The organism is Brevibacterium sp. RIT 803, from assembly GCF_016892625.1.
In the GTDB taxonomy this organism is placed as follows: Bacteria; Actinomycetota; Actinomycetes; order Actinomycetales; family Brevibacteriaceae; genus Brevibacterium.
The window spans coordinates 1,314,182-1,338,229 of the sequence record NZ_JAFEMW010000001.1 but is presented as its reverse complement, the minus strand read 5'-3'; the positions used below and the strand labels follow the sequence as shown (position 1 = coordinate 1,338,229).

General features: G+C 63.4%; 23 protein-coding genes and 1 riboswitch. Of the genes, 13 read left to right on the top strand and 10 right to left on the bottom strand.

Annotated elements, in window-relative coordinates; genetic code table 11:
- Positions 1-6: 6 nt before the first annotated feature.
- Positions 7-1,077 carry a bifunctional diaminohydroxyphosphoribosylaminopyrimidine deaminase/5-amino-6-(5-phosphoribosylamino)uracil reductase RibD gene (ribD, locus tag JTF07_RS06060; RefSeq protein ID WP_204233337.1) on the bottom strand — a complete coding sequence of 357 codons (1,071 nt, stop codon included), beginning with the start codon at positions 1,075-1,077 and terminating at the stop codon, positions 7-9.
- Positions 1,078-1,191: 114 nt separating this feature from the next.
- Positions 1,192-1,320, bottom strand: a riboswitch (FMN riboswitch).
- A gap of 175 nt (positions 1,321-1,495) precedes the next feature.
- Between ribD and JTF07_RS06055 the strand changes: the two genes are divergently transcribed.
- The 5 genes from JTF07_RS06055 (at position 1,496) to JTF07_RS06035 (ending at position 7,825) form a co-directional block, all read left to right on the top strand.
- A complete protein-coding gene (locus tag JTF07_RS06055; protein WP_204233336.1) occupies positions 1,496-1,972 on the top strand; it encodes a MarR family winged helix-turn-helix transcriptional regulator in 477 nt (158 codons plus the stop codon).
- Positions 1,973-2,038: 66 nt separating this feature from the next.
- Positions 2,039-3,349 (top strand): MFS transporter, encoded by a 1,311-nt coding sequence (locus JTF07_RS06050; protein ID WP_204233335.1) that lies wholly within the window; start codon positions 2,039-2,041, stop codon positions 3,347-3,349.
- Positions 3,350-3,617: 268 nt separating this feature from the next.
- Positions 3,618-4,199, top strand: a complete 582-nt coding sequence (locus JTF07_RS06045; protein WP_186292956.1) for a DUF805 domain-containing protein — start codon at positions 3,618-3,620, stop codon at positions 4,197-4,199.
- A gap of 520 nt (positions 4,200-4,719) precedes the next feature.
- Positions 4,720-5,562 (top strand): ATP-binding cassette domain-containing protein, encoded by an 843-nt coding sequence (locus JTF07_RS06040; protein ID WP_204233334.1) that lies wholly within the window; start codon positions 4,720-4,722, stop codon positions 5,560-5,562.
- Positions 5,563-5,620: 58 nt separating this feature from the next.
- Entirely contained in the window at positions 5,621-7,825 is a 2,205-nt protein-coding gene (locus tag JTF07_RS06035; RefSeq protein ID WP_204233333.1) for a YhgE/Pip domain-containing protein, read from the top strand.
- Between the two features lie 72 nt (positions 7,826-7,897).
- Here JTF07_RS06035 and JTF07_RS06030 read toward each other — a convergent pair whose 3' ends face one another.
- Together JTF07_RS06030 and JTF07_RS06025 are read right to left on the bottom strand one after the other, a co-directional pair.
- The gene (locus JTF07_RS06030; protein ID WP_204233332.1) at positions 7,898-8,620 is read right to left on the bottom strand and encodes an AAA family ATPase; all 723 of its coding nucleotides are present in this window, start codon (positions 8,618-8,620) and stop codon (positions 7,898-7,900) included.
- A 211-nt stretch (positions 8,621-8,831) separates the two neighbouring features.
- Entirely contained in the window at positions 8,832-9,431 is a 600-nt protein-coding gene (locus JTF07_RS06025; RefSeq protein WP_204233331.1) for a LysE/ArgO family amino acid transporter, read from the bottom strand.
- Positions 9,432-9,500: 69 nt separating this feature from the next.
- Here JTF07_RS06025 and JTF07_RS06020 point away from each other — a divergent pair, with 69 nt between their 5' ends.
- Complete coding sequence (locus tag JTF07_RS06020) at positions 9,501-10,436, top strand: ArgP/LysG family DNA-binding transcriptional regulator (protein WP_252199327.1); 936 nt, start codon at positions 9,501-9,503, stop codon at positions 10,434-10,436.
- A 3-nt stretch (positions 10,437-10,439) separates the two neighbouring features.
- On the opposite strand, the gene JTF07_RS06015 is transcribed toward JTF07_RS06020, so the two are convergent.
- Positions 10,440-11,144 carry a pyridoxamine 5'-phosphate oxidase family protein gene (locus JTF07_RS06015; protein ID WP_204233329.1) on the bottom strand — a complete coding sequence of 235 codons (705 nt, stop codon included), beginning with the start codon at positions 11,142-11,144 and terminating at the stop codon, positions 10,440-10,442.
- A 93-nt stretch (positions 11,145-11,237) separates the two neighbouring features.
- On the opposite strand from JTF07_RS06015, the gene JTF07_RS06010 reads away from it, so the two are divergent.
- A complete protein-coding gene (locus JTF07_RS06010) occupies positions 11,238-12,701 on the top strand; it encodes an aminotransferase-like domain-containing protein (RefSeq protein ID WP_204233328.1) in 1,464 nt (487 codons plus the stop codon).
- A 3-nt stretch (positions 12,702-12,704) separates the two neighbouring features.
- On the opposite strand, the gene JTF07_RS06005 is transcribed toward JTF07_RS06010, so the two are convergent.
- Positions 12,705-13,295: a TetR/AcrR family transcriptional regulator gene (locus JTF07_RS06005; protein ID WP_204233327.1), complete on the bottom strand. Its 591-nt coding sequence runs from the start codon at positions 13,293-13,295 to the stop codon at positions 12,705-12,707.
- A 160-nt stretch (positions 13,296-13,455) separates the two neighbouring features.
- On the opposite strand from JTF07_RS06005, the gene JTF07_RS06000 reads away from it, so the two are divergent.
- Both JTF07_RS06000 and JTF07_RS05995 read left to right on the top strand, forming a co-directional pair.
- Positions 13,456-13,935 carry a hypothetical protein gene (locus JTF07_RS06000; RefSeq protein ID WP_204233326.1) on the top strand — a complete coding sequence of 160 codons (480 nt, stop codon included), beginning with the start codon at positions 13,456-13,458 and terminating at the stop codon, positions 13,933-13,935.
- A gap of 49 nt (positions 13,936-13,984) precedes the next feature.
- Positions 13,985-16,108 carry a RecQ family ATP-dependent DNA helicase gene (locus JTF07_RS05995; RefSeq protein WP_204233325.1) on the top strand — a complete coding sequence of 708 codons (2,124 nt, stop codon included), beginning with the start codon at positions 13,985-13,987 and terminating at the stop codon, positions 16,106-16,108.
- A gap of 35 nt (positions 16,109-16,143) precedes the next feature.
- On the opposite strand, the gene JTF07_RS05990 is transcribed toward JTF07_RS05995, so the two are convergent.
- Entirely contained in the window at positions 16,144-16,905 is a 762-nt protein-coding gene (locus JTF07_RS05990; RefSeq protein ID WP_204233324.1) for a VOC family protein, read from the bottom strand.
- Between the two features lie 74 nt (positions 16,906-16,979).
- Positions 16,980-17,753, bottom strand: coding sequence for an isocitrate lyase/PEP mutase family protein (locus JTF07_RS05985; protein WP_204233323.1), 774 nt, complete (start codon positions 17,751-17,753; stop codon positions 16,980-16,982).
- A 160-nt stretch (positions 17,754-17,913) separates the two neighbouring features.
- Here JTF07_RS05985 and JTF07_RS05980 point away from each other — a divergent pair, with 160 nt between their 5' ends.
- Together JTF07_RS05980 and JTF07_RS05975 are read left to right on the top strand one after the other, a co-directional pair.
- Positions 17,914-19,173, top strand: coding sequence for a glycosyltransferase (locus tag JTF07_RS05980; protein WP_204233322.1), 1,260 nt, complete (start codon positions 17,914-17,916; stop codon positions 19,171-19,173).
- Positions 19,170-19,778, top strand: coding sequence for a TetR/AcrR family transcriptional regulator (locus tag JTF07_RS05975; RefSeq protein ID WP_204233321.1), 609 nt, complete (start codon positions 19,170-19,172; stop codon positions 19,776-19,778). The genes JTF07_RS05980 and JTF07_RS05975 overlap by 4 nt, the downstream gene beginning before the upstream one ends.
- 8 nt (positions 19,779-19,786) lie before the next feature.
- Here the strand turns inward: JTF07_RS05975 and JTF07_RS05970 are convergent, their stop codons facing one another.
- A complete protein-coding gene (locus JTF07_RS05970; protein ID WP_204233320.1) occupies positions 19,787-21,511 on the bottom strand; it encodes an amidase in 1,725 nt (574 codons plus the stop codon).
- A gap of 195 nt (positions 21,512-21,706) precedes the next feature.
- On the opposite strand from JTF07_RS05970, the gene JTF07_RS05965 reads away from it, so the two are divergent.
- Positions 21,707-22,348: a molybdenum cofactor guanylyltransferase gene (locus JTF07_RS05965; protein ID WP_143920853.1), complete on the top strand. Its 642-nt coding sequence runs from the start codon at positions 21,707-21,709 to the stop codon at positions 22,346-22,348.
- On the opposite strand, the gene ykgO is transcribed toward JTF07_RS05965, so the two are convergent.
- Positions 22,339-22,461 carry a type B 50S ribosomal protein L36 gene (ykgO, locus tag JTF07_RS05960; RefSeq protein WP_009884304.1) on the bottom strand — a complete coding sequence of 41 codons (123 nt, stop codon included), beginning with the start codon at positions 22,459-22,461 and terminating at the stop codon, positions 22,339-22,341. The genes JTF07_RS05965 and ykgO overlap by 10 nt on opposite strands.
- A gap of 68 nt (positions 22,462-22,529) precedes the next feature.
- Here ykgO and JTF07_RS05955 point away from each other — a divergent pair, with 68 nt between their 5' ends.
- Positions 22,530-23,570, top strand: a complete 1,041-nt coding sequence (locus JTF07_RS05955; protein WP_204233319.1) for a GTP-binding protein — start codon at positions 22,530-22,532, stop codon at positions 23,568-23,570.
- 13 nt (positions 23,571-23,583) lie between these two features.
- Here the strand turns inward: JTF07_RS05955 and JTF07_RS05950 are convergent, their stop codons facing one another.
- On the bottom strand, positions 23,584-23,997 hold the full coding sequence (locus tag JTF07_RS05950; RefSeq protein ID WP_252199324.1) for a Fur family transcriptional regulator: 414 nt from the start codon (positions 23,995-23,997) through the stop codon (positions 23,584-23,586).
- Between the last annotated feature and the right edge of the window lie 51 nt (positions 23,998-24,048).

Sequence of the window (24,048 nt, the reverse complement as noted above, 5' to 3'; positions counted from 1 at the left end):
GGTGAGTCAGATGGTGTAGTTGTCGGTGGTGCCGAGACCGGCGTCGTCGGTGACGAAGTGCAGAAGCACGTCGGGTCCAAGTCGCGCGACTGCAGGTTCAGCGGTCTCGTCGGGAACCAGACCGACCGCCGCACTCAGCGTCGACGTGCCCAGGCCCGATAGGCTGGATTTCCCCGTGCCCACCAGCAGTGGAGCCTGGTAGCAGAAGACTTCGTCGACTGCACCGGCGGCGAAGAAGGCGCCGAGCACGCTGGGCCCACCCTCGACAAGGATGTGGTGCAGACCGCGGGCATGCAGTTCGCCCAGTGCTGCAGTGATGTCGCGTGTGCGAAGGTGAATCGTGTCGGGGTTGAGTGCAAGGAACGATTCCTGCGGCAGGGAGGTCAGCCCGAGCACGATGGGCACCGGTTGGGTTTCCAGCGGTTCACCACCTGGTCCCCTGGCATTGAGTCGGGGGTCATCGGCGAGTACCGTTCCGGTGCCGACGAGGATGCCGTCGACCCGGGACCGAAACTCATGTGAATGCTCTCGCGATTGCGCCGAGGTGATCCACTGGCTGGTCCCATCGGAGGCCGCGACCATGCCATCAAGACTCTGTGCGATCTTCACCGTGACGAAGGGACGCTCGGCATCGACGGCACGACGCCACCTGGCGTTGAGAGCCGAGGACTCGTCACGGCCAAGGCCCGAGCGGACCCGAACCCCCGCCTCGGCGAGCGTGGCTCCACCACCGGCGGCGACGCCGTTGGAATCGGGCAGAGCGAAGACGACGTCGGGGATGCCTGCATCGATGATCGCCTGGGTGCACGGTCCGGTCCGGCCGGTGTGATTGCACGGCTCAAGGGTCACGAACAGGGTGGAGGCGGCGAGGTCGACGCCGAGGTCGATGGCCGTGGTGATGGCGTCCACCTCGGCGTGGGGACTGCCTGCGCCTGCATGATGGCCGACGACGACCTGCGAGTCCCTCGTCAGAATCGCGGCTCCAACCAGAGGATTCGCGCCCCGGTGACCGTTTCGCGCGGCCTGCAGGGCAGCGGTCATCGCAGTCGTTTCGAGATCGGTGAACCCCGCGTACATGAAAAAACCTCCCGAACTGATGCCGGGAGGGAGGATATTGCGGGTGCAACTATCAGAGCGTGCGGACCTGTGCGGCAGTGCATTGGGATGCACCGAATCACAGCGACCGCGGTCGCCATGCTCCTCCCATCCAGACTCTGACTGTCGGTCTCGGAATTTCACCAAGTCAACCTCCTGCACGAATGCAGTCGGCTCGCGGACTATCACCGCCGGTACGGATTTTCACCGTCCCCGGAACATGTGACCACAGATTAGCATGCCCCTTGCCGAGGTGGCCATGATGTCCGTCACATGAGAAGTGCAGGTGCCCTGCCGCAGTTCAGCCGGGCCAGCATCGCGGGTGCGGTCGTGGGCGGCGGCGCCTTCGCTGTTGAGGGGGTCCTTGCGATATTGCATAACCAAGGTATATAAAAGAGTTATGGATGATGTTGATTCGGCGGAGCTCGTCACGGACCTTGTCGTTGTCTCCTCGCGTCTGACCAGGGCGTTGAGGCGAGTCGTCGGCAATGAAAGTGACCTTGTCGCCTTGCGTGCGCTCAGCGTGGTCGAGCAGTACCAGCCTGTCCGGGTCGGGCATTTCGCGCAGGGGTACCTGTGCTCGCAGCCTGCTGCGACCAAGGTCTTGGCCCGACTCGAAGAGGCCGGATATGTCCTTCGCGAAGCCAGCCCGAGTGACAGGCGGGCCTCACAGTTCTCACTGACGGAGGCGGGCCGTGCGCGGTTGGCCGAGAACCGCACCATCCTGGTCGAGCGGATGGAGCCCTACTTCGAGGCTCTGACTCCCGACGACAGGCTCAGTGTCCATCGGGCACTGGGATTGGTCTCGAAATTTCTGCAGGAACAGCATCCCGTGGATGTTGACGAAGTCCAGCAGGACGAGACGCACACCGGCTGACGAACACACGTCAGGCCAACAACAGCGAAACATGAAATACCGACGAAAGGGTGCGCAGGAACAGCAATGAGCGTGTCACCAGGTAATGAAGCACAGACGAAAGACGGGGAGGGCGCGGAAGCATCGATTCTGCGGCAACCACGAGCAGTATGGGCAGTCGCGTTCGCCGCGGTCATCGCGTTCATGGGTATCGGTCTGGTTGATCCGATTCTGCCCGCGATCTCCGCCGAACTCCACGCATCCCCGTCGCAGTCGATGCTGCTGTTCACCAGCTACCTGTTCATCACCGGCGGCATGATGTTCTTCACGAGCTTCGTGTCCTCCCGGATCGGTGCGAAGACCACGTTGCTCATCGGCCTCATCCTCATCGTCGCGTTCTCCGCCCTGGCCGGATTCTCCGGCAGCGTCGACCAGATCATCGGCTTCCGCGCGGGCTGGGGATTGGGCAACGCGCTCTTCATCTCCACCGCTCTCTCAACCATCGTCGGTGCCGCCTCCGGTGGTGCCGACAAAGCGATCATTCTCTACGAGGCCGCCCTGGGCATCGGCATTGCGACCGGCCCTCTGTTGGGTGGCCTGCTGGGCGGAATCTCCTGGCGCGGACCGTTCTTCGGCACCGCTGTCCTCATGGCCATCGGCTTCATCGCCATCGTCATTTTGCTGCCCGGCGGGAAGACCGGCACCGGCATCAAGACCTCGCCCGAGCCGATCAAGCTCAGTGCCACCTTCCGGGCGCTTGGTCGTCCCGGCGTCCTCGTGCTCGGCATCGCCGCATTGCTGTACAACTTCGGCTTCTTCATTCTCCTGGCCTACAGTCCGTTCCCTGTCGAGGCGGCCGCGGCAAAGGCCGGCATCGAGGACTTCGGGGCTATGGGCCTCGGCTATGTCTTCTTCGGCTGGGGCATGTGCGTGGCTATCACTTCGGTCTTCGGGGCTCCACTTCTGACCAAACGTCTGGGGCGTCGCCGCAGTCTCGTTGTCGCACTGATTGCTCTCGCGGTGCTGCTGGCTGTCATGGGATTCCTCGTCGAATCCTTCACTGGCATCATCGTCTGCGTCATCGTGGCCGGATTGATCCTGGGCGTACTCAACACCGTATTCACCGAATCGGCGATGGAAGTCAGCGACCTGCCTCGTCCTGTAGCTTCAGGGACCTACTCGGGTGTGCGCTTCATCGGCGGCGCAGTCGCACCGATTGTGGCCGGTGTCGTCTCCGAGTCGATCGGCACCGGAGCACCATACTTCTTCGGCACTGCAGTGGTGTTCTTGGCAGTCATCGTCATCGCTGTCGGCTGGAAGACTCTGCGCCGAGTCGATGGTCACATCGACGAAGCGCCGGTTGACGAAGCCTATGCGCTGACCGGCGGAGACGCCTGAACTGAGAGCGTTGACGGCGAAGAGCCGCGTGCATCGAATATTCGCTTGAAGCGATCCGGCAGTGGCGTTCGAGAAGATGTGTCTTCTCGGGCGCTTCTCGCGTAGTAGTAGTGCCGTTGTGATTGGTCCAGTCGAACAATTCAGTCAGCTGTTCATTTCACGTTCCAGATTTGGAACACCGCGAATGCGCGGATTCCGGTCACTTTGTAGCACAATTGGTAGTGCACTCACTGTGCAGAGACGATATTTTTCCTACACGAAGGTCACCATGTCCTACGACGCGAACAGCGCCTACAACGCGAACAACGCCTATCCTGCTGGTTCCGGTGCCGCTGGCCCAGGTGCTATGGGTCCTGGTGGCCAGATCCGTGGGGCGGCCAGCCCCGATGATCTCTCGCTTCCTCTTTACGGCGCATCGTTCGGCCAGGCAGTCAAGCGATTCTTCAAGAAGTACGCCAAGTTCTCCGGACGTGCATCGCGCAGCGAGTATTGGTGGGCGGCGCTGTTCCTCTTCCTGATCCAGCTCATTCCCAGCATCCTCTACTCGATTGGTCTCGGCATGACGGCCGGGGCTGCCTCGATGGCCGCAGCGGACCCTTACGGTGCTCAGATGTCGGCAGGACCTTCCGGTGGGGCGCTTGCACTCACTGCGATCGGTGGAATTCTGATGCTCCTCATCGGCCTTGCCATTATCGTTCCGACTTTGGCCCTCTCATGGCGCCGTCTCCACGATGCGAACTTTGCTGGTCCATTCTGGTTCCTCTCCTTCATTCCAGGCGTCGGGGGGATTATCGTGTTCGTTCTGATGCTCCTGCCTTCCAAACCCGAAGGCCAGCGCTTCGACGTGTGATCGTCTGAGCGTTCTCGCTTGAGCGGGGCTCTCATTGCAGAACTCCCTCTTCGAACGGACTTGAAGCTGCCGCATGCACACCCTGCATGCGGCAGCTTTTTCAATGTCGCGCCGTCCGTAGGTGCGCCGCCAACTCATGTATTCCGTGCCGTTTGGCATCGCAGCGTCCAACTCATACAGTTCGTTTCGCATAGCGCCTTGCGGCTGCTGAAACCTACCGCTGCAGCTGTATGTCGTGAGACTAACCGGGCGTGATGCTCCCCGGGCCGAGTTCGGTATCTCGCTGCGGCCGAGGGCGACTTTTTGTGGGATTGGAGACATCCGGGGAAATATAAGCAGAATATTCAGCTTCGGCCATTATAGTTACCTGTGAGTAACTTGACCTGCGTCAGACAGAGCGGCTTTGTCAGGGCCCATGCGGCGTAGTGTGTTTGGCAGCGGAACGTGTCTCAACCGCGTTCCCGGCGTCAGCGGCCAGCACAAACGGTCGACATAGTCGCACACCTTGGGAGCAGTGGAAATGCAGAGCACGTCACAGACGCTCGTCGACGAGACGGAACGGGCAACCAGCCAGGTCAGCCTCAGCGATTGGGGGATGTCGGGAAAGCAGGGAGACGTATTCTCCGGTATCGACCTCGACGTCCCTCCCGGAGCACTCTCCGTCATCCAGGGCGCCGCCGGCTCGGGAAAGACGTCCCTGCTGCTCTCGATCGCCGGACGCATGCGGGTGGACACTGGTCAAGGGCATGTGGGTGAACTCGACATTCGCAGACAGGCTCGCCGTGTGCGTGAACAGGTGACCGTCGGCCACGTCGCCGGTCTCACCGACCTCGAGAACGACTTCACGCTCGCCCAGCACCTCGCCGAGCGGCTCATCATGCTTCAGCCCTGGTACAAACCCTGGGTCTCGAAGTCCTCCCTACACGAGGTCATCGACGTCATCCGCGAAACCTTCACGTCCGCCACCGAGGTGATCGACCGTCTTCCCGAGAAGAACTTCTCCTCATTTGAGGTCAAGGATGCCGACTTCCTCATCGATGACGAGGGCAAGGCCTTCGTCTCTGAACTCAGCGAGTTGCAGAAGTTTCTCCTCGAGCTCGGGCTCGCCAGCCTCGCCCAGGCCCCGGTCGTCGTCCTCGACAACATCGACTACCTGCGTGAACGCGAAGACCGTGCCCGCGCCTGGGCGGCAATTCTCATCTACCAGGAGCTGCGCCGCAAACGCGACCCAGAGCATCCGCTCACGGTGATCGCCTCCTGCGAGGATTCCACCGACGTCGACCTCGTCCTCGACGCGCTCGCCCCGGAGGTCTCACCCGCCTCGGTGGACACATTGTCCCTCACGCGCCATCCCCGTCACTGAGGCACCCCCGCCTCCAAAAGCTTTTCCGAATCAGACCCGACAATAAGGTGTTTCTGCGATGTTCTCTCTGCCTTGGCTCGAACTCTCTCGCTTTAAACGGCACACGATCACTCGCCTGGCGATCATCGTCGTCGCCGTCATTCCCGCGATCTACGGCGGTCTGTACCTGGCCTCGAACTGGGCACCGACTGACAACCTCGACAAGCTCCAGGCGGCCGTGGTCAACACGGACGAAGGTGCGGTGAAGCCTGGCTCCGGCAGCAAATCAGGCAATTCCGACAAGTCCGGCGAGAAGCTCCACGCAGGCGATGAGCTCGTCGACCAGATCACTCCCAAAGGCGAAGGCGGATTCGACTGGCAGGAGACATCGTTGAAAGAGGCCAACGACGGCCTCGCCGAAGGCAAGTACTTCGCTGTCCTTGAGATCCCGGAGAACTTCTCCGAGGAACTCGTCTCGACCGGCGGAGACGATCCAGAGCAGGCAGGACTGAACCTGCGCACCGACGACGCGCACAACTTCATCGTGGGGCAGATGGCAGGAACCATCCTCAACGAGATCAAATCAGGGCTGAACGAGACCACCACGGCCGAATACGTCACCGAGGTCTACCTCGGCTTCAATGACATCCATTCCTCGACGAAAAAGGCCGTCGACGGGGCGAGGCAGCTCAACGATGGTGCCGTCGATCTTCACGACGGAACGGGCGAGCTCTCCGACGGTGCGCATACCCTCGACAAGGGAGTCGGCACGCTGCAGAACGGCATCGGTGACCTCGACGAAGGGGCCGGTGAACTGGAAAAGGGCAGCGGCGATCTGAAGACCGGCGCAGATAAGCTGGCCAAGGGCACGACCGAGGCGAAGAACGGTTCGAAGAAGGTCGCCGACGGTGCCGGGCAGGTCGCCGACGGAACGGGCCAGCTGCGCGATACAGCTGACGAGGCCACGGACAAGGCCGAGGACCTCAAAGACAAGGCCGACGACCTCGTGGAAGGAACACGACCCAAGCTGAACCAGGCGGAGGGCGACTTCGACTCGGCGCGGAACACGGTCAACGGCGATATGGATGACCGGGTTGCGCAGCTGCGCGAAGACTACCCCGCCGATCCGAATGTCGCGAAGCTCGCCGATGACATGGACAACCTCGGCGGGGATCTGGACAAGGCCCACGGGCGAGCGTCGAAGGCGGCAGATGAGGCTAAGGATCTCGAGAATCCGGTCAAGGACGCCGTCGACGACGTCATGGGCAAGATCAGGGAAGCCGACAAGAAGATCGGCAAACTCGACGACGGCGCACAGAAGGTGGCCACCGGAGCCGACAACCTGCACTCCGGGCTGATCAAACTCGATGCCGGTGCAGGCGACCTGGCGAAGGGCGCCGGCGACCTCAATGACGGCGTCATACAGCTCAAGGACGGCACCGAGAAGGCCAAGACGGGCGTTGCCGACCTCAAGGACGGATCCTCGCAGCTTGCTGATGGCTCCGATGAACTCGACAAGGGTGCGAAGAAGCTCGTCGATGGTTCAGGAGAGCTCGCCGACAAGCTGGCCGATGGCCTCAAGCAGATCCCGACCTATGACAAGTCCGATCGCGAGAATCGCTCGGACGTCGTCGCGATGCCAGTCGACGCCGATAAGCTCAAGGACAACTCTGTGGATGCCTACGGCGAGGGGCTCGCCGCGTTCTTCGTCTCCCTGGCACTGTGGATCGGCGGCATGATCACCTACATGGTCATCAATGCGATCCCCTACCGCGCACTCATGTCCTCGGCGAAGTCCTCCCGAATCGCCTGGGCCGGCTACGTGCCCGGTCTCCTGTTCGGAGTGGCCCAAGTGGCGGTGCTCTACGGAGTGCTCACCTTTGCTCTCGACTTCTCCGCGGGCAGTTGGTTGTGGACTCTTTTGTTCTCGATCCTTGTGGCGGCCAGCTTCCACGCGGTCCACCAACTCTGCGTTGCGGCCTTGGGAGGGGTCGGCAGACTAGTCGCCCTGGTCCTGCTCATGGTGCAGATCGCCTCGGCGGGAGGCACTTATCCGGTGCAGACGGCGCCTGGCATCTTCCAGATCATCTCGCCTTTCCTGCCCATGACGCACGCCGTCAACGGCTTGCGGACCCTGATCGCCGGCGGGGACATGTTCATCGCCGCTCAGTCGGCAGTCGTCCTGTTGCTGATGACCGCGATCTGTCTGGTGGCAACCATGCTCGTCTGCGGCCGGAAGCGCACGGTCACCCTGACTCAGCTGCATCCGAGTCTTTCGCTGTAAGGCCTGATCTTCGCCGAGGCGGCGGTGCGTCGGCGCGCACCGTCGTCCTCGTCGTCCGGGGCAGCGAACTGGTCAGTCGTCATCGAAATACCGCAGGTATCGCTGTGGTTCCTGGAGGAATCGTCTCCAGTGGTCGACCATGTCGAGCCGATCCCATGTGGATTCGCGCAACCCCCATTCCCCGACCTCGACGAGTTTTGCGCCCTCTGCGCGGGCGAGGACGGGGGAGTGGGTAGCCATGATGGTCTGCAGCCCCGCGCGATCTCGCGCTCGGATGAGCTGCAGCAGGGTGAGCGAGGCAGTGAAGGACAGGGCGCTCTCCGGTTCGTCGAGGACCCACAGCCCCAAGTCCATGAACTTCCCCGTCAACATCTCGATGAACATCTCTCCGTGTGACTGCTGCGAGTAGTGGTGGCCGCGGCCGGCGCCGATCTCCATCAGGTAGGCCATGTTCTCGTGCATCGTCTCGGCACGGAGGAAGAAAGCGCCGCGATTGGACGCGGCACCGCGCACGATCTGCACGTGTTCGCTCAACTCCGGGACTTCCTCGGCGTGGTCTCGAACCTCCCATCCCGTGCCGCCCCCGTGCGGAAGGTTGAGGGCGGTGGCCAGTGCTTCGATGAGAGTCGACTTGCCCGAGCCGTTCTCGCCGACGAAGACAGTTGTGCGCTCGAACTCGAAGCCGTCCAGAAAGTCACGGGCAGCAGGCAGGTCACACAGCCATGGGCTGAGCTCTGGCGGAGAATGCGCATGTTTGGTGACGGATCGCAGCGGCAGGTCGATACGAGGATCCATGGGGGCGACGGTACACAACGACACTGACATAGCACGGAGACGGCAGGTTGTCCGACGCCAGTGTGATCGACGGAAGGGTGACCGAGGTTGGAGCGACACGGACAGTTGAGCAGCCCAGTCCGGAGCGCTCGCGTGTTCTGCGCGATCCAGCCGGCCACCCCCTTCTGCAACCGAGTCTGATGGCCTGCGCTCTGCCTGGATCAGTGCACCGTCACCCGAACGCCAGCCGCAGTGCCAGAATCACCAGCACAATAGCGATGATGATGTCGAGGACCTGCCACACCCGCGGCCTGGCAAGATAGCGGGAGAGACCTCGGGCACCGAAGCCGATGCCGAGGAACCAGGTGAGAGATCCGAACATCGCACCGAGCGTGAACGGCAATGCTCCGCCGGGCCCCTGCTGATTCGCGAGGTTGCCGAGCATGACGACGGTGTCGAGGTAGACCCCAGGATTGAGGAAGGTCAGAGCCAGGGTCGTTGCGATGATGGACTTCAGACTGCGCTGATGTGTATCCGCCTCGAGCCCCGACGCCTCGCGCGCAGATTTCAGGCTTCCCCACGCGTACCAGAGCAGATAGGCCACACCAAGCCACCGCAGGATCTCCAGCGCCCAAGGCGCCAGCAGTACGATCGCACCGATGCCCACCGTACCCGCTGCGATGAGTGCGATGTCGGCGAGAATGCAGATGGTGAGCACCACGCCGAGGTGTTCACGCCGAATCCCCTGGCGCAGGACAAGCGCGTTCTGCGGGCCGACGGCGATGATGAGCGACCAACCGGCCAGGGTTCCGCTGATGAGATGAGTGAGCACGGAGACAGACTATGACGCGCGAATGGATAAGAAAAACAACATAATCTTCATTTGATGCACAATTGCTTCATGAACATCGATCACGTCAAAGCTCTGGCTGCCGTCGTCGACGAGGGGACTGTGGAAGGGGGTGCATTCGTCCTGGGCGTCACGCCGTCGGCGACGAGCCAGCGCATCCGCACCCTCGAATCCCGCATCGGGCAGGTGCTCATCCGCCGCACGAATCCCATCACCGTCACCGAGGCGGGGGAAGCGGTCCTGAAATATGCGCGGGAAATCGAGCTTCTCGAGTCCGAAACCATGGACCGCCTGCACGGCATCGACGTCGACGATCCCGACGGCATCGGCATGGCCGCTGGTGAAGCGTCTGGCCAGAGAAGACGAGTTCCGACGGTGCTGCGCATCGGTGTCAACGCCGATTCGCTGTCGACCTGGTTTCGTCCGATCTTCGCCGAGGTGGCGAACTGGGACGATATCGCCATCCGCATCGAGGTCGCGGACCAGGACAAGGCCCTGCCGCTGCTGACCTCGGGGGAGGTGCTGGGCACCATCACCTCGGCGGAGGTCGGCAGTTACGGCACCCAGGTGCAGAAGCTCGGCACGATGCGCTACGTCGCCGTCGCAGCGAGGGACCTGCTCGCGAAGTACGGCACGAACGTTGGTCGCGGATCAATCGCCGAGGTGGACCTCGGGTCCCTGCCGATGGTGAACTTCGGCAAGGACGATGACCTCCAGTTCGCCTATCTCAGGCGCGCCGGAGTTGCGACGATCCCGCCGATGTCGGTGGTGCCCAGCTCGTGGGAGTTCGCGGCCGCAGTCGAGGCGGGAGTCGGATGGGGGCTGATCCCCATCATGCAGCTGGGCGATCTCAGCACGGACCTCGTCCCGCTTTCATCTGAACCGAACATCGATATCGCGCTCTACTGGCACCACTGGAATCTGGCCTCGGAGAAACTCGGCCGACTCACCGAGGCCCTTCACCGTGCCGCGGCTGGGATGCGGTGAATGTCACCGGAGCTGACGCACTGAATCTGGGATTTCGCGTCCCCGCGCCCATTCGGCGGTCTGGGGCTCGGCATAGCTCGTGGTGAACGGAATGACGCCACCCCATGCCTCCGTGTTCTCGTCCGGGACTCCGACGTCGCCAGTTCTTTCCTTGTAGACCCACTGACCGTCCGTGATCTGCAGAACCGAGACGTTCGTGGCTGCGATCTCCTTCCGGGTCATGGCTCGGACCTCGGCATTGCGCCCGGGGACCAGTCGGTCCGTGAAGCTCAGGAGAAGGGCCTCGCGGTCGGCGGGTGCAGCCGATTCGAGGTGCCCGTAGACGACGGCCGAGCGATAGTTGACCGAGGAGTCGAACGTCGAATGGGCAAGAACGAGACCGTCCATCGACGTCACACACAATGACAGCGGCAGCGGGGCCCGAGGCGGAGTCGATCCTTCGTCCTCGAACGAGCCTGATGAGGTGGTCGCATCGGGGTCGGCGTGCCTCGTCGTGCCGTTTGTCCCCAGAGTTCCGGCTCCCGTTGATCCGTGAACGAGGATTCGGTCGCCGACGCGCACGAAGAGCGTCGGAATGGTGATGACCGCCGGGCCGGAAAGTGCGTCTCGGCTGATGCTGAGGACACCCCACCACTGTTCGTCGAGGAGCCCCTCGAGCTTTTCAAGGTCGGTGGATTGACGTTCTGGTTTCCTGGTGACATGAAGCATGTCCTTATCGAACCATCTATCCGGACTGTCAAGAACAGCCAGAATTCACGAAATTTGAAAGCCAGTTTGAATGGTCTCCGATAGAATTCCCTCATGCCAAGGGCACCCCGCGAGGTCCATCTGCCGATCGTCCTCGACCAGCCGCGATCGGCCGCGCTGGTCGACGCGATCATCGAGTTGATTTCCACAGGGCAGCTGAGCGATGCGGACTGGCTGCCATCTTCGCGGGCGCTGGCGCACCAGTTGTCGTGCTCGCGGACCCTGGTCGAAACCGCCTATGCCGAACTCATCGCTGCAGGCTATCTGGAGACGTTTCCAGGATCGGGGACCAGGGTGGCCGAGGGCGCTGCGAACGGCGCTGCTGCGGGTGTCGCAGCGGGCTTCGCAAGCGCGGCAGCGGGTCCCCGTCATCTCAGTGGCAAGGCCATGGGCGAGAAGGGGCCCACTGCACAGGAGGCTGTCTCGTGGAAGCCAGGCAGATCGACGTGGTCTGCAACAAGCCGAAACCTGCGCCCCGGGCGTCCCGATACTGCTCTGATGGACATGAGGGCGTGGGCCGCCTCGGTCAAGCGTGCGGCGGTAGAGACGGCGTTTCGCGAGAGTCCTCGCGAAGTCGGAAACCCGACTTTCGCCTCGGCGATGGCAGAACACCTGCGCCGCCACCGGGGGATCAGTACCGAATCCATCGTCACTGCGCCGGGGTCTGCACATATCTTCGCTGCGATCGCGGAGCTCGCCCACGCTCGAGGACTGCGACGCTGCTATATGGAGGCGCCGTGCTACGGGGCCGCCTACGAAGAGATGGTGCGCGTCGGGCTCGACGTCTTCCCCGTGGGTGTCGACGAGGACGGATTGCAAGTCGGCGATCTCCCTTCGAAGGCCGGTCTTGTCTACGTCACTCCGGCTCATCAGTATCCGCTCGGGTATCGGATGTCAGTCCCGCGCCGAGCCGAATTGATCGCGTGGGCGGGCCGTACCGGTTCGATCATCATCGAGGACGACTACGACGGCGAGTTCCGCTTCGGTGTTCCGCCGTTGCCGGCGCTGCGATCAATGAGAGGAGCGGGTGAATGCGTCGTCTATGTCGGTACGAGTTCGAAGGTGCTCAGCCCCAGTCTGGCGCTCGCCTGGGCGGTCCCGCCTGCAGGGATGTTCGACGAGCTCGCTGACTTCATGTGGGATCGACGCTTGGTCGCAAGCCCAGTGATCGCCACCGCGCTGGCCGGGTTCATCACCAGTGGAGACCTTGCCAGGCATCTGTCACGGGCGAGTCGGGTCTACCGTGATCGACGCCGATCCCTCGTGCAGGCGATGGAATCCTCCGGCCTGGATGTGCCGGTGCTCGGTGTGGCAGCCGGCCTGCACGTGAGTCTGGGCGTCGCCGATGATGCCGAGGTGGCACTGAACCTGCGTGATCTCGGATGGGAAGTCTCGACCTTGTCGTCCTTTCCGTCCCAGCCGAAGTCGATTGTCTCGGGGCTGGTCGTCGGTTTCGCCTGCCTCGAGCCCATGCGTGCGCGAGAGTTCGCCCACGATCTGAGCGAGGTCCTCGGCTGAGCCTCAGTCCTGTGGCGTGAGCATCTTCGCGATGAGCCACTTAAGCTGGTTGTGGGCGGCATCGACGGTGACGCGTTCGGGGGTGATGATCGAATGCAGTGCCAAGCCATCGAGCATGGTGAACATGGCTGTCGACAATGGAGCCACCTCGTCGGGGTCGATATGACCTTCGGCGGCCAGGATCCCGAGCCAGCGCTGCAGGCAGACGTATGTGAAGTCGTGGCCGTACTCTAAGAGCCTGCGGGAGACCGCGCGTTGATCGGGTCCGAGGGCGCTGAGGTGCATCGTGAACCATAGTTCGAGTTGCATGTCGCGGTGTTCGTGTGTGGGGAGGAATTGCGCGCAGCACTCGTAGAGGCGCTCGGCCGGATCCAGGGCGGGGTCGGCAATCGAGAAGTCCTGGACCGCGGTGTCCATAGAGCTGCGCGCGATGGCTTCGTGCAGATCGGTCTGAGTGGGGAAGTAGTGGCGCAGCGTCGAGGCGCCGATTCCGGCCTCCTTGGCGACGGCGCGCACGCTGAGGGTGGCCTGCCCGGGAGGGGACGCTTCGGCCAGTCGGATCGCCGCAGAGATGATGTCATCGCGTCGGGACATATCCACTCCTCTCTGTCTCGCGCATCATTGCCGTTTTCTGTATAGTACAACGTACTAGCACGCTGTGCCGGAAAGCCGGGTTCTTGCGTTGAGATCGATTATGGCCCGCGTGTGCAGCGCATAGACAGAGACTCCGAACCAATGAAAATGGAGCCCCATCATGATCGAAAGCATCCAGGAATTCGCCGGATCGATCCCCGACTGGCTGCAATGGGCAGGCATCATCCTCGTCTCCGCGATTCCCTTCGTCGAGTCCTATTTCGGTGCCGTCATCGGTGTCGCTATCGGCCTGAATCCGGTCGTCGCGATCATGATGGCCATCATCGGAAACGTGGTCTCGATGCTCGCATTCGTCTACGGCGCCGGAGCAATCCGCGACAAAGCGACGAAGAACAATGGCAAAGACGCTGAATCCTCACCGAAACGACAGCGGCTCAAGCGCATGTTCGATAAGTTCGGCGTCCCCGGAGTCTCCCTGCTCGGCCAGACCCTGCTGCCTTCGCAGATCACCTCGATGGCGATGGTCGGATTCGGTGCCGACCGCAACGCTGTGGCCTTCTGGCAGATCATCTCGATCATCCTGTGGGGTGTGCTGTTCGGCGTCCTCGCCACCTTGGGCATCGAACTCGCACTGAGGTGATGGATCAGGGCTGAGCGGCTGCGTCAGTGGCGACATCTAGACTGTGGCCATGACCGAATCCACACCGAGGGCAACGACCATCGACGCCGACCAATTCGCCGTTCAGGCTCAGCGCATCTTGGCCGAGCTCACTGCGAATCCCGACGCGCAGTTCCGGGACGGCCAGCTCGAATCGATCCGCGATCTGGTCGTGGAGAAGAAGAGGGTCCTCGTGGTCCAGCGGACCGGGTGGGGCAAGTCGGCCGTGTACTTCGTAGCGACCAGAATGCTCCGGGCGGCTGGCACCGGTCCCAGCCTCATCATCTCCCCGCTGTTGGCCCTGATGCGCGACCAGATCGCGGCGGCGCAGCGCGCCGGGGTTCGTGCAGCCAGTCTCAACTCCTCCAACGTCACCGAGTGGGACACCGTCCTCGACGATCTCAGGGCCGGCAGCCTCGACGTTCTGCTCGTCTCGCCCGAGCGGCTGAACAACCCGCAGTTCCGCGACGAGGTCCTGCCCCAACTCCTGGCCTTCCTTGGTCTCATCGTCGTCGACGAGGCGCACTGCATCTCCGACTGGGGCCATGACTTCCGTCCCGATTACCGGCGGATCGGACACATTCTGGCCGAACTGCCGGGCAACACCCCTGTCCTCGCCACAACAGCCACCGCCAACTCCCGGGTGGTCACCGATGTCGCCGAACAGCTCGGCCACGACACCACCGTCGTGCGCGGCGAACTCGCTCGTGACTCCCTCCGGCTCGGGGTCCAACCCGGACTCGACGCGAGCGCACGCATCGCCTGGCTGTGCTCCCACCTCGGTGATTTCACCGGTTCGGGAATCATCTATACGCTCACGGTCAGCGCGGCCGAAGACATCACCAGAATTCTGCGCGACCGGGGTTACGAGGTCCGTGCCTACACAGGCCGCACCGATGCTGAGGAGCGGGCCGAGCTTGAGCAGCAGCTCAAAGACAACCGGATCAAGGCGCTCGTGGCCACCTCCGCGCTGGGAATGGGGTTCGACAAGCCAGACCTCGGCTTCGTCATCCACGTTGGTGCACCATCATCTGCCGTCGCCTACTACCAGCAGGTTGGCCGCGCCGGTCGTGCCACGGACTCCGCGGATGTCCTGCTCCTGCCCGGTGCTGAGGACCAGGAGATCTGGAACTACTTCGCCACTGCGTCGATGCCCGATCAGTCCGACGCTAATGCCGTGCTTCAGTCCCTCGCCGAGGCGGACGGCCCCCTGTCCGTGGCTCGCTTGGAGACGTTGGTCGGGACCAAACGCACCCGGCTGCAGCTGCTGCTGAAGACCCTCGAAGTTGAAGACGCCGTGACCAAGATCAAGGGCGGTTATATCTCGACTGGCCGAGGTTGGACCTATGACCAGGAACGATACGAGAAGGTCGCGGCCGTGCGCGCTGCTGAGGCGCAGGCGATGCTCGACTACGAGTCCACTGGCGAATGCCGAATGGAATTCCTCATTCGCCAACTTGATGACCCCGAGCCCACACCCTGCGGACGCTGCGACAACTGCGCCGGAATGTGGTGGTCGGCCGAGATCTCTGATGAGAACAGGCAGGCAATGGCAGGAACTCTGCATCGCGTCGGCCTGCCCATCGACGCGCGCAGCACCTGGCCCAGCGGCATGGCCAACATCGGCGTCCCGCTCAAGGGCCGCATTCCCGCCGGAGAGCTGGCGGCCGAGGGCCGAGCCATCGTACGGCTCAGCGATCTGGGGCAGGGGCAGACCCTGCGATCATTCCTCGCACCGGACGCTCCCGATGCCGAAGTACCCGCACAGATCGGCAAATGGTGCCTTGAGGTTCTGGCCCAATGGGACTGGGAGATCCGCCCTGAAGTCGTCGTCTCGGTGCCAAGCGCGCGCAGGCCCACGACAGTGCGATCCTTGGCGGCGAATCTGGCCTCCGCAGGACGACTCATCGATGGGGGAGAGCTGCTGCAGGTTCATGACCACGGCAGCCCCGAGGTCAACAGCGCCTTCCGGGTGAAGGATCTCTACGATGCGTTCGTCGTCCCGCCCGAGGTCGAAGAGGCAGTGGCCGGAAAGGCGGTGCTTCTCGTCGACGACGAGGTCGTCTCACGGTGGACGATGGCGATCGGTGCACGTCTGCTCAGGCAGGCGGGGGCGACTGCGGTGCTGCCGTTCGCACTTGCACTGCGTGCCTGACGCCTGCTGGCGGAATCGACCTCAGGCGTGAGTACTCACGGATTCTGCTGGAGCTGGAACGTCGCCCCTTCCGGATCAGTGACGGTGGCGATGCGGCCATACGGTGAATCTTCGGGACCGGCGAGCACCTTGCCGCCGAGTTCGGCCACCCTGGTTGCGGTGGCATCGGTGTCCTCGACGTTGATGTAATCACGCCAGAAGGACACCTGGGTCCATTCGCTGGCGTCGCAGATGCCGGCCACGGCGTTCTCATCGGCGCCATGTGTCGAATACGGGAACCCCTCCATCGCCACGATATCGAAGGAGAAGACGGTGCGATAGAACTCCTGCGCGACGGGATAGTCGCGCGTCATGAGCTCAAACCACACCGGAGTCCCGGGAGTGAGCGGTGTGTCGAACCCGGTGAACTCGCCGGGTTGCCACATGCCAACACCGGCACCGGTGGGATCGGTGATGACAGCCATCTGTCCCAGCGGTCCGACGGACATCGGTTCGGCGATGGGGGCCGCACCAGCGGTGAGTGCTGCCGCATAGGTGTTCGCGATGTCATCGGTGTGAAGGTAGGTCGTCCACATCGCCGGAATCATCGGGTTCGGAGTGCCGTCCATGTTCATGGCACGCATAGCGCCGCCGACAGCTGCTCCGTCCTTCGTGATCATGTTGTAGTGGCCGAAGTCAGGTCCCTGATCCTCGAACGTCCACCCGAAGATCTCGGAGTAGAACTTCGTTGTGGACTCGAAGTCGTGGCAGGTGTAATCGATCCAGACTGGCTGCCCTTCGCGGAGATTCTCAGGCATTGCGGCTCCTCATCATTGCGGTTGGCGATCTGCTCAGTGATTGTGGTCGATGGCAGCGGATTCAGCGGCTGTTGTCAGTGCCAGTTCCTGGTGAACTTGGCGAAGTAGTCATACATCGTGGCTTGCAGCAGAGGCCCGAAGGTCACACGCTTCACCCCAAGGTCCTGCAGCTGAGAGAGGTCGAGTTCGTCGGGCACGGCACCCTTGATCGGGTGGGCGGTGACATTCAGCGGCAGTCTCACCTGCGACAGTACGGTCTTAAGAGTCTCGGTGTTCGGCAGCCTGACGGGATAGACGGAATCCGCACCGGCCTCGGCGCACAGGTTGAGGCGTCGGATCGCCTCGGCGGTGGGATCCTCGAAATCATCGGGATTCTTGAACACGTCGGTGCGGGCATTGATGACCACGTGCACTCGTTGCGCGTCAGCGGCGCGACGCAGGTCGCCGATGTACTCGGCGTGCTCCTCGGCGCTGCGCAGTCGTCCTTCGCTGTGGATGGTGTCCTCGATGTTGACGCCCACAGCGCCGGCCTCGAGGAGCCCGGCGATGAGATCCGGCGCTTCAGTGTCATAGCCGGATTCCAGATCGGCGCTGACCGGCACATCCACGGAGCCGCACACGCGGGCGATCCCTGCCAGCGCCTGGCTGAGGCTCATGGTCTCGCCGTCCGCGGAGCCCACGGAGTCGGCGAGAGGATGAGAGCCGATGCTCAGGGCCTCGAATCCGTCATTGACCATGGCCTGGGCTGACCAGGCATCCCACACTGTCGGCAGGACGATCGGGCGATCCTGATGATGGGCTTCGAGTAGAGCGGACGCGCGTTCGGCGAGAATAGAGAAATCGGTCATGTCCAACACTGTTCCACCGATTGCTGGCTACGATCCAGTAATCTGGCGAGTTCACCCGAAGGTTTCAGACTTATTCACACAGTGATCGAGGCTCTGATATTATTTAGTGAACGATGTACACAAAATAAGACTTCGGCGCGCGAGCCGGTTGAGGAGGGTCATGAAGGTGCTCATTCTGGCCCCGGGGTCCTGGGGTGACGTTGCACCGGCAATCAGAATCGCCGTGGACCTCATTGCCGACGGGCACACGGTCACCATGGTCGTCCATGCCGACTATGCGGCGGCTGTGGAACGATCCGGGTGCGCCGCGGCACGATACACGGCTGCCCTCACGCCTCCTCCGTCCGCGGATGGAGGCGCTGGCCCGGGTGTACGTGGGTACCTCGATCATCTGCGCGGCTACATGATGGACCACGCTGAAGCCGCACTCATGGCAGTACGCGCAGGCGCCATCGACGTAGTGCTCACCAATCCCATCTCGCCCTACGGCCACGACATCGCCGAAGCTCTGGGCATCCCATCAGCCGAAGCACTGCTCCAGCCCTCGAGGCCGAGTCGGGCCTATCCGCCGATGATCGCTTCGGCGATCGACTTCGGACCCCTTCTCAACCGTCCGATCGGACGCGTGGCGCAGAGAGTACCCGCGCCCTACGTCCCTGCAGCGGCATGGGTTCGGGAACAGCTGGGCTTGCCTAAGAAGAAGTTCACCACAACTCTGAACGAACGAGCACGTGCCGCGGTGCCCGTCCACCATGGCATCAGCCCCGTCATCTTCCCGCGCCCGAGCGATTGGCCTCAGCACCTGAGCCTCGACGGCTTCTGGTGGCCGGTCGACGACGAAGAGTGGACCGCACCGATCGAGCTCGCAGACTTTCTCGCCAGTGGGCCCCCTCCCGTGCTCGTGACCATGGGCAGCGTTCCAGAGGGCAGCCGAGCCGCGGATGCGCTGTCCGAGTTCGTGTCGTCGACCCGCCATCGTGTCATCGTCCAGGGTGCGGCCGGCCCCATCCTCGCCGAGGCGGCTCCCGGCCGGGTTGTCACCGCGGGCCCGGTGCCCCACTCCTGGCTGCTGCCGCAGGTAGCGACCGCGATCCACCAAGCTGGTGCGGGAATCACCGCGGCCTGCCTGCGTGCCGGAATTCCGAGCGTCCCATTCCCTCAGCACACGGATCAGTTCTTCTGGGCGCGGACCGCCGCACGACTCGGAGTCGCAGCACCGGCATTGAGCAATCGCAGAGTGACTCCCAGCGCACTGCACTCCAGCGTGGAGTCGGTGACCGGGTCAGGACAGATGCTCCGAGACGCGACCACGATTGCGAAGACGCTGGAGCGGTCTGAGCACGAACAGGGCGAGAGCACTCTGTCACTGCGACGCTGGATCGCCGAGCCTTCCACGCCGTGTGCAGGAGGGCGGCAGTGACTGCGGGAAAGGTCGGCAGGCCCGCTCGCCTGGACCGGGTGGGCATCGCACGAGCGGCCATCGCCTTGGCTGACCGGACGAGTCTGCCGCAGGTCACGATGCGGGCCCTGGCTGCAGAGATCGGGAGCGCGCCGGCCGCCCTCTATCGGCACGTCGGCGATAGGGACGGACTCGTCGCTCTCATGATCGACGAGGTGCTGGCAGAGCGGACCGCAGTTGAGGCAAAGGGTTCCTGGCGGGCCGATCTCTCCACATTCGCCGCCGGAATATTCGCTCTCCACCGCGCGCACCCCTGGCTGTCGACAGGGGTGCTGCCGGAGACGATGGGCCCCGGTATCGGCGAGGTGATGGACGAGGCCATCGGTCTGCTGGCCTCTCATCCGGCTCCGGAAGGACGAAAATACTCCGCCATCGCGGTGCTGCTCGAACTCGTCGCCGGACATGCCCGAGCTGCGGCACGACTCGAAGAGTCGGCAGCCGTCATCGTCGACAATGCCGGCTGGACAGGCTCGGCCGACGAGGCGGGCCACGGTGCTGACGAAGACTATGCGACTGCGGTGATCATCGCGGCAGTGGGCGGGATTCTCGACTCCGAGGACCTCTGAGCTCGCACTCACAGCCTCGGCGTCCGCGGTGGCTCCTCACGTCGATCACCGGTGGCTTCAAACGCCGCAGCGAGTTCGATGAGCTTCGAGTCATCCCAGCCACGGCCTGAGATCGTCAACCCGATGGGAATTCCGGTGTCGGCCATTGTGCCCATGGGCACCGTCACCGAGGGGATGCCCAGATGCCGTGGCACCAGGTTGCCGTTGGCGACCCAAGTGCCGTTGCGCCAGCCGAGGTCCGCTGAAGCCTCGTTGACATCCATATCGGCCGGTCCCACATCGGCCATCGCCGGGTAGATGACCGCGTCGAGGCCGTTGACGTCCATCCACTCTTCGAGGTCGATCCGACGAGTCACCTCGAGACCTCGGATGCCGTCTTCGAGATCGGGGATCTCCGTCACCGAGGTATAGGGGCGGTCCTTGGACAGCTGCGGGTATTCGGCGATGTCATCGTCGAATCCGGTGTATCGATCCGGCAGGGCACCGCCCGGGTGGGGGAAGATCCTCGTCCCGTCCACCTCGGCGAGGGAGGACAGCTTCGGATCGCCGTTGGCGGCCAGGAAATCGTCCCAGGCCCACGCGGAGAGGTCGTTGATCTCCCGATCGAGGTAGTCGGTGCTGACGACGCCGCGCGTCCTGATCGTCGGAGCACCGGGGCGATCGCCCTCGTAGTTGCTGACGACTGGGAAATCGGTCTCGACGACCTCGGCACCGGCGGCCTCAAGATCACGGCGGGCAGCCTGCCAGGCGGCGATCACCGAGGCCCGGGTTTCGATCCGCTGTCCCGTGGGCCCGCCGATGCCTCCATCGGGGTTCGTCCCGGCCTCTGGGTCGGCATTGATGTACATCTTCGGGATGCCGAAGCGTCTGCCGGCAAGTGTCGAACGAGCTGCCTCGGCATCGGCTGGAAGCAGCGCGGCATAGGAATCGGGTCGAATGGCAGAAGCGGCGGGAATCTCGACCCAGGGTTGGACTCGCCAGAAGTCGCCACGAGTTTCGGCGTCATCGGCGACGATGATGTCGAGGACCTCGCACAGGTCGGCCATCGACCGGGTGTGGGGGACGACGACGTCCATCGTGGGCACCAGGGACCAATTGCCGCGCACGGAGATGACTCCGCGAGAGGGGGTGTAGGCGACGAGGGCGTTGTGTGAGGCAGGGGCCCGTCCCGAGGACCAGGTCTCCTCGCCGAGACCGAAGGCGGCGAAGCTCGCGGTTGTCGCGGTACCGGAGCCGTTCGACGAGCCGGAGGCGAAGGCGCTGGTCAGCCATTGCGCGCTATAGGGGCTTTCGGCTCGGCCGTAGAGACCACGCTGCATGCCGCCGTTGGCCATCGGGGGCATATTGGTCAGCCCCAAGCAGATAGCACCGGCGTCGCGGAGGCGTTCGACGGTGAAGGCATCCTTTTGCGCGATGAGTTCGGCGAAAGCGGGGGAACCGGCGGCCACGCTCAGCCCGGTCACCATGTAGCTGTCCTTCGCGGTGTACGGGATCCCGTCGAGGGGTCCTCGCGTCTGGCCCTGGGCACGTCGTTCGTCGGCGGCGGCCGCCTCGGCGAGAGCATCCGGGTTGGCCACGATCACCGAGTTCAACTTCGTGCCGGTGTCGGGTCCGTCGAAGGCAGCGATGCGTGCCTGGTAGGACTCGACGAGCTCCACCGAGGTGGCGGTTCCGTCCTCGAGTGCCTGTCGCAGTGATGCGATGGATGCTTCGACAACATCGAACTTCGTCATTCTCGATTCCTCCGTGCAATTCCGGTGCGAACGGGCGCCTTCGCCGGGTTGACGATGTCCCGCTGGATGCAGCCCGCCATGAACTGGTGGTGTCTCACAGTATTGCTCACCTGGACCGGAAATGTTGTGCGAATCCCGTTGCCGCTGAGGTCTTCGCGCGTTGGATCATGATGTCCTCGCGCGTAGGATCGGGGCATGTCGATCAGGGCGATCATACTCAGCGGAGGCCGCTCGAACCGCTTCGGCGGCGTCCACAAGCCCGCAGTCGAGTTGGGCGGTGTCACGGTGATCTCTCGAATCCTGGGCACCGTTCGCACCGTCGACCCCCTCGCCGAGGTGTGGGTGGCCGGGCCGACCGACGGGCTGTCACAGGCGGAGACGGAATCCGTGCATGCGATTCGTGAGGAACCGGTCTTCGCCGGTCCCTTGGCCGGGATCGCAGCGGCGTGTTCCGCAGTTCGGGCGAGTGAGAGCGCAACCGGCGCTGGTGAGTCCGCGGATGTGACCTTGGTGCTGGCAGGGGACATGCCGCTGATCACGGCGGGCCACCTCGGCGAGCTGATGGCTGCCTGCCGACGGGCTGGGCTTCCGGCCACGGGCACGGACGATCGCGGAAAGACACAGTTCCTGTGCGCCGCCTGGCCCACGGCCCTGCTGCTCGCGCGAGTGGAATCCATCCCGGACCCCGTCGATGGTGCGGTGAGGCTCCTGTTCGCCGGCCTCGAACCGACCCTCGTCGACGTAGAACCGAGCGTCGTGGCCGACTTCGACACGGCCGCCGACCTCGAGCGCATCCACGCCCGGTTCGACGGGGGCGTGCGACCCGATCAGCCCTGACGGGCCTTGAAGCGGGGGTTCTTCTTGTTGATGACGAAGACGCGGCCACGCCTGCGAACGACCTGCGCCCCCGGCTGATTCTTAAGCGAACGCAGAGAATTCCTGACCTTCATTGCTGAACTCCTTATTGAGAACGAGTATTATTAACGTTAATACTAGGTTCTTCGAGGGAAGGAAGCCAATGCCGAAGATTGAGGCCGACGTCGATGTGATCGCCGTGACGGGCATGTGCGTGGAGGAGCGGCGCAGCTACGCCAGGCGTCTGGCTGCGGTGCGCGGATTCGTCCTCGTTCCCGCGGAACAGACCGCCGAGGGTGTCGAAGTGGTGGACCGCGCGGTCGACCTCCTCCGCAGAGCATCTCAGGTACAAGGCATCGTGCTGGAGTATCCCTTCGAGACGCCAGTGATGGAGATCGTGGGATCACTCAATGCAGCCGGTGCGGACACGCGCCTCATCGACCTTGTCTGCGTACTCGATGTCGGGCACATGCTCGTCGAAATAGGGTCCCCGGACTATGTCGGCTTACCGGCCATGGGCGGCGAGGGCGAGGGCGGTATCCTCGCTGCGAGGGCGGAGCTGCTCGTGAGTCAGATCGAGTTCTCTTCAACGATCGCGATCGTCAATTCAGGGGTGCTGGAGTCCGCGGAACTCGAGCAGGCTGCCGCGCTGCTCAGCCATCTGGCTCCGAGTGCTGACCAGTGCCTCATTGCCGATTCCGACCACGTCCATGGCGAGGGGCGGCGGCCATTTGCGAAGCGGGTGCCGGATGCGGGCTGGGTCTCGATCCTCAATGGAGAATTCAGGCCGAAGTTCCATTCGCGTGGGGTCGTGGCGTGCCGATACGAGCAGCTGCGGCCGTTCCATCCCGGACGACTTCACCAGGCACTGACCTCGTGCCTCTTCCAGGGGCATTGCGGTCGGATTCTGCGTTCGGCCGGTTTCGCCCGTTTGGCTACCCGACCGCACATCACCGGCCAATGGGACCAGGTGGGAGGGTTCTTCACGCTCTCACCCCTGGCGCTCGATGGCAGGCTCGGTGCCGATGGCGAGGTCCTGGCATTTGGTCAGGACGTGGCGTTTATCGGTATCGGGATCGATGAACCCTTGCTGCGACGGGTCCTCGACAATGCTGCCCTCAGTGATGCGGAGTTGGCGGCCGGGCCGATAGTCTGGGCGGGCTTCCCAGACCGATTCCCGGACTGGAGCACGGCGACGATGTGATTCTACGGGGTCGCTATCTGCTCTGGGCAGATGCGGCACACTCAGCGCAGAGTCCGAAGATCTCGAACATGTGTCGGGTGACTTCGAATCCATGAACTCTGGCGGTGGTGGTGATCCAGTCCTCGCTGGGTGGTTCCACCTCAACGGCCTTGCCGCAGTTCTCGCACACCAGGTGGTGGTGATGCTCGTCCTGTGCGCAGGCGCGGAACAGCTGCTTCTCGGCAATGGTGATGGAGTCGGCGTGCCCGGAATCGCTCAGGGAGTTGAGCTGTCGGTAGACGGTGGCCAGCCCCACTGTGTGCCCCTGATCCTCAAGCGTCCGATGGAGCTGTTGGGCGGAGACGAAGCGCTTCTCGCTCTCGAGTGCTGAGCGGATCACGGCCTTCTGGGCCGTGCTGCGGGTCTTCTTGGGTTCTTCAGCCGTCATGTCCTTGTGCCTCCGACTGTGCAGCGCAGGTGATCCTGTGAGCATATGCGC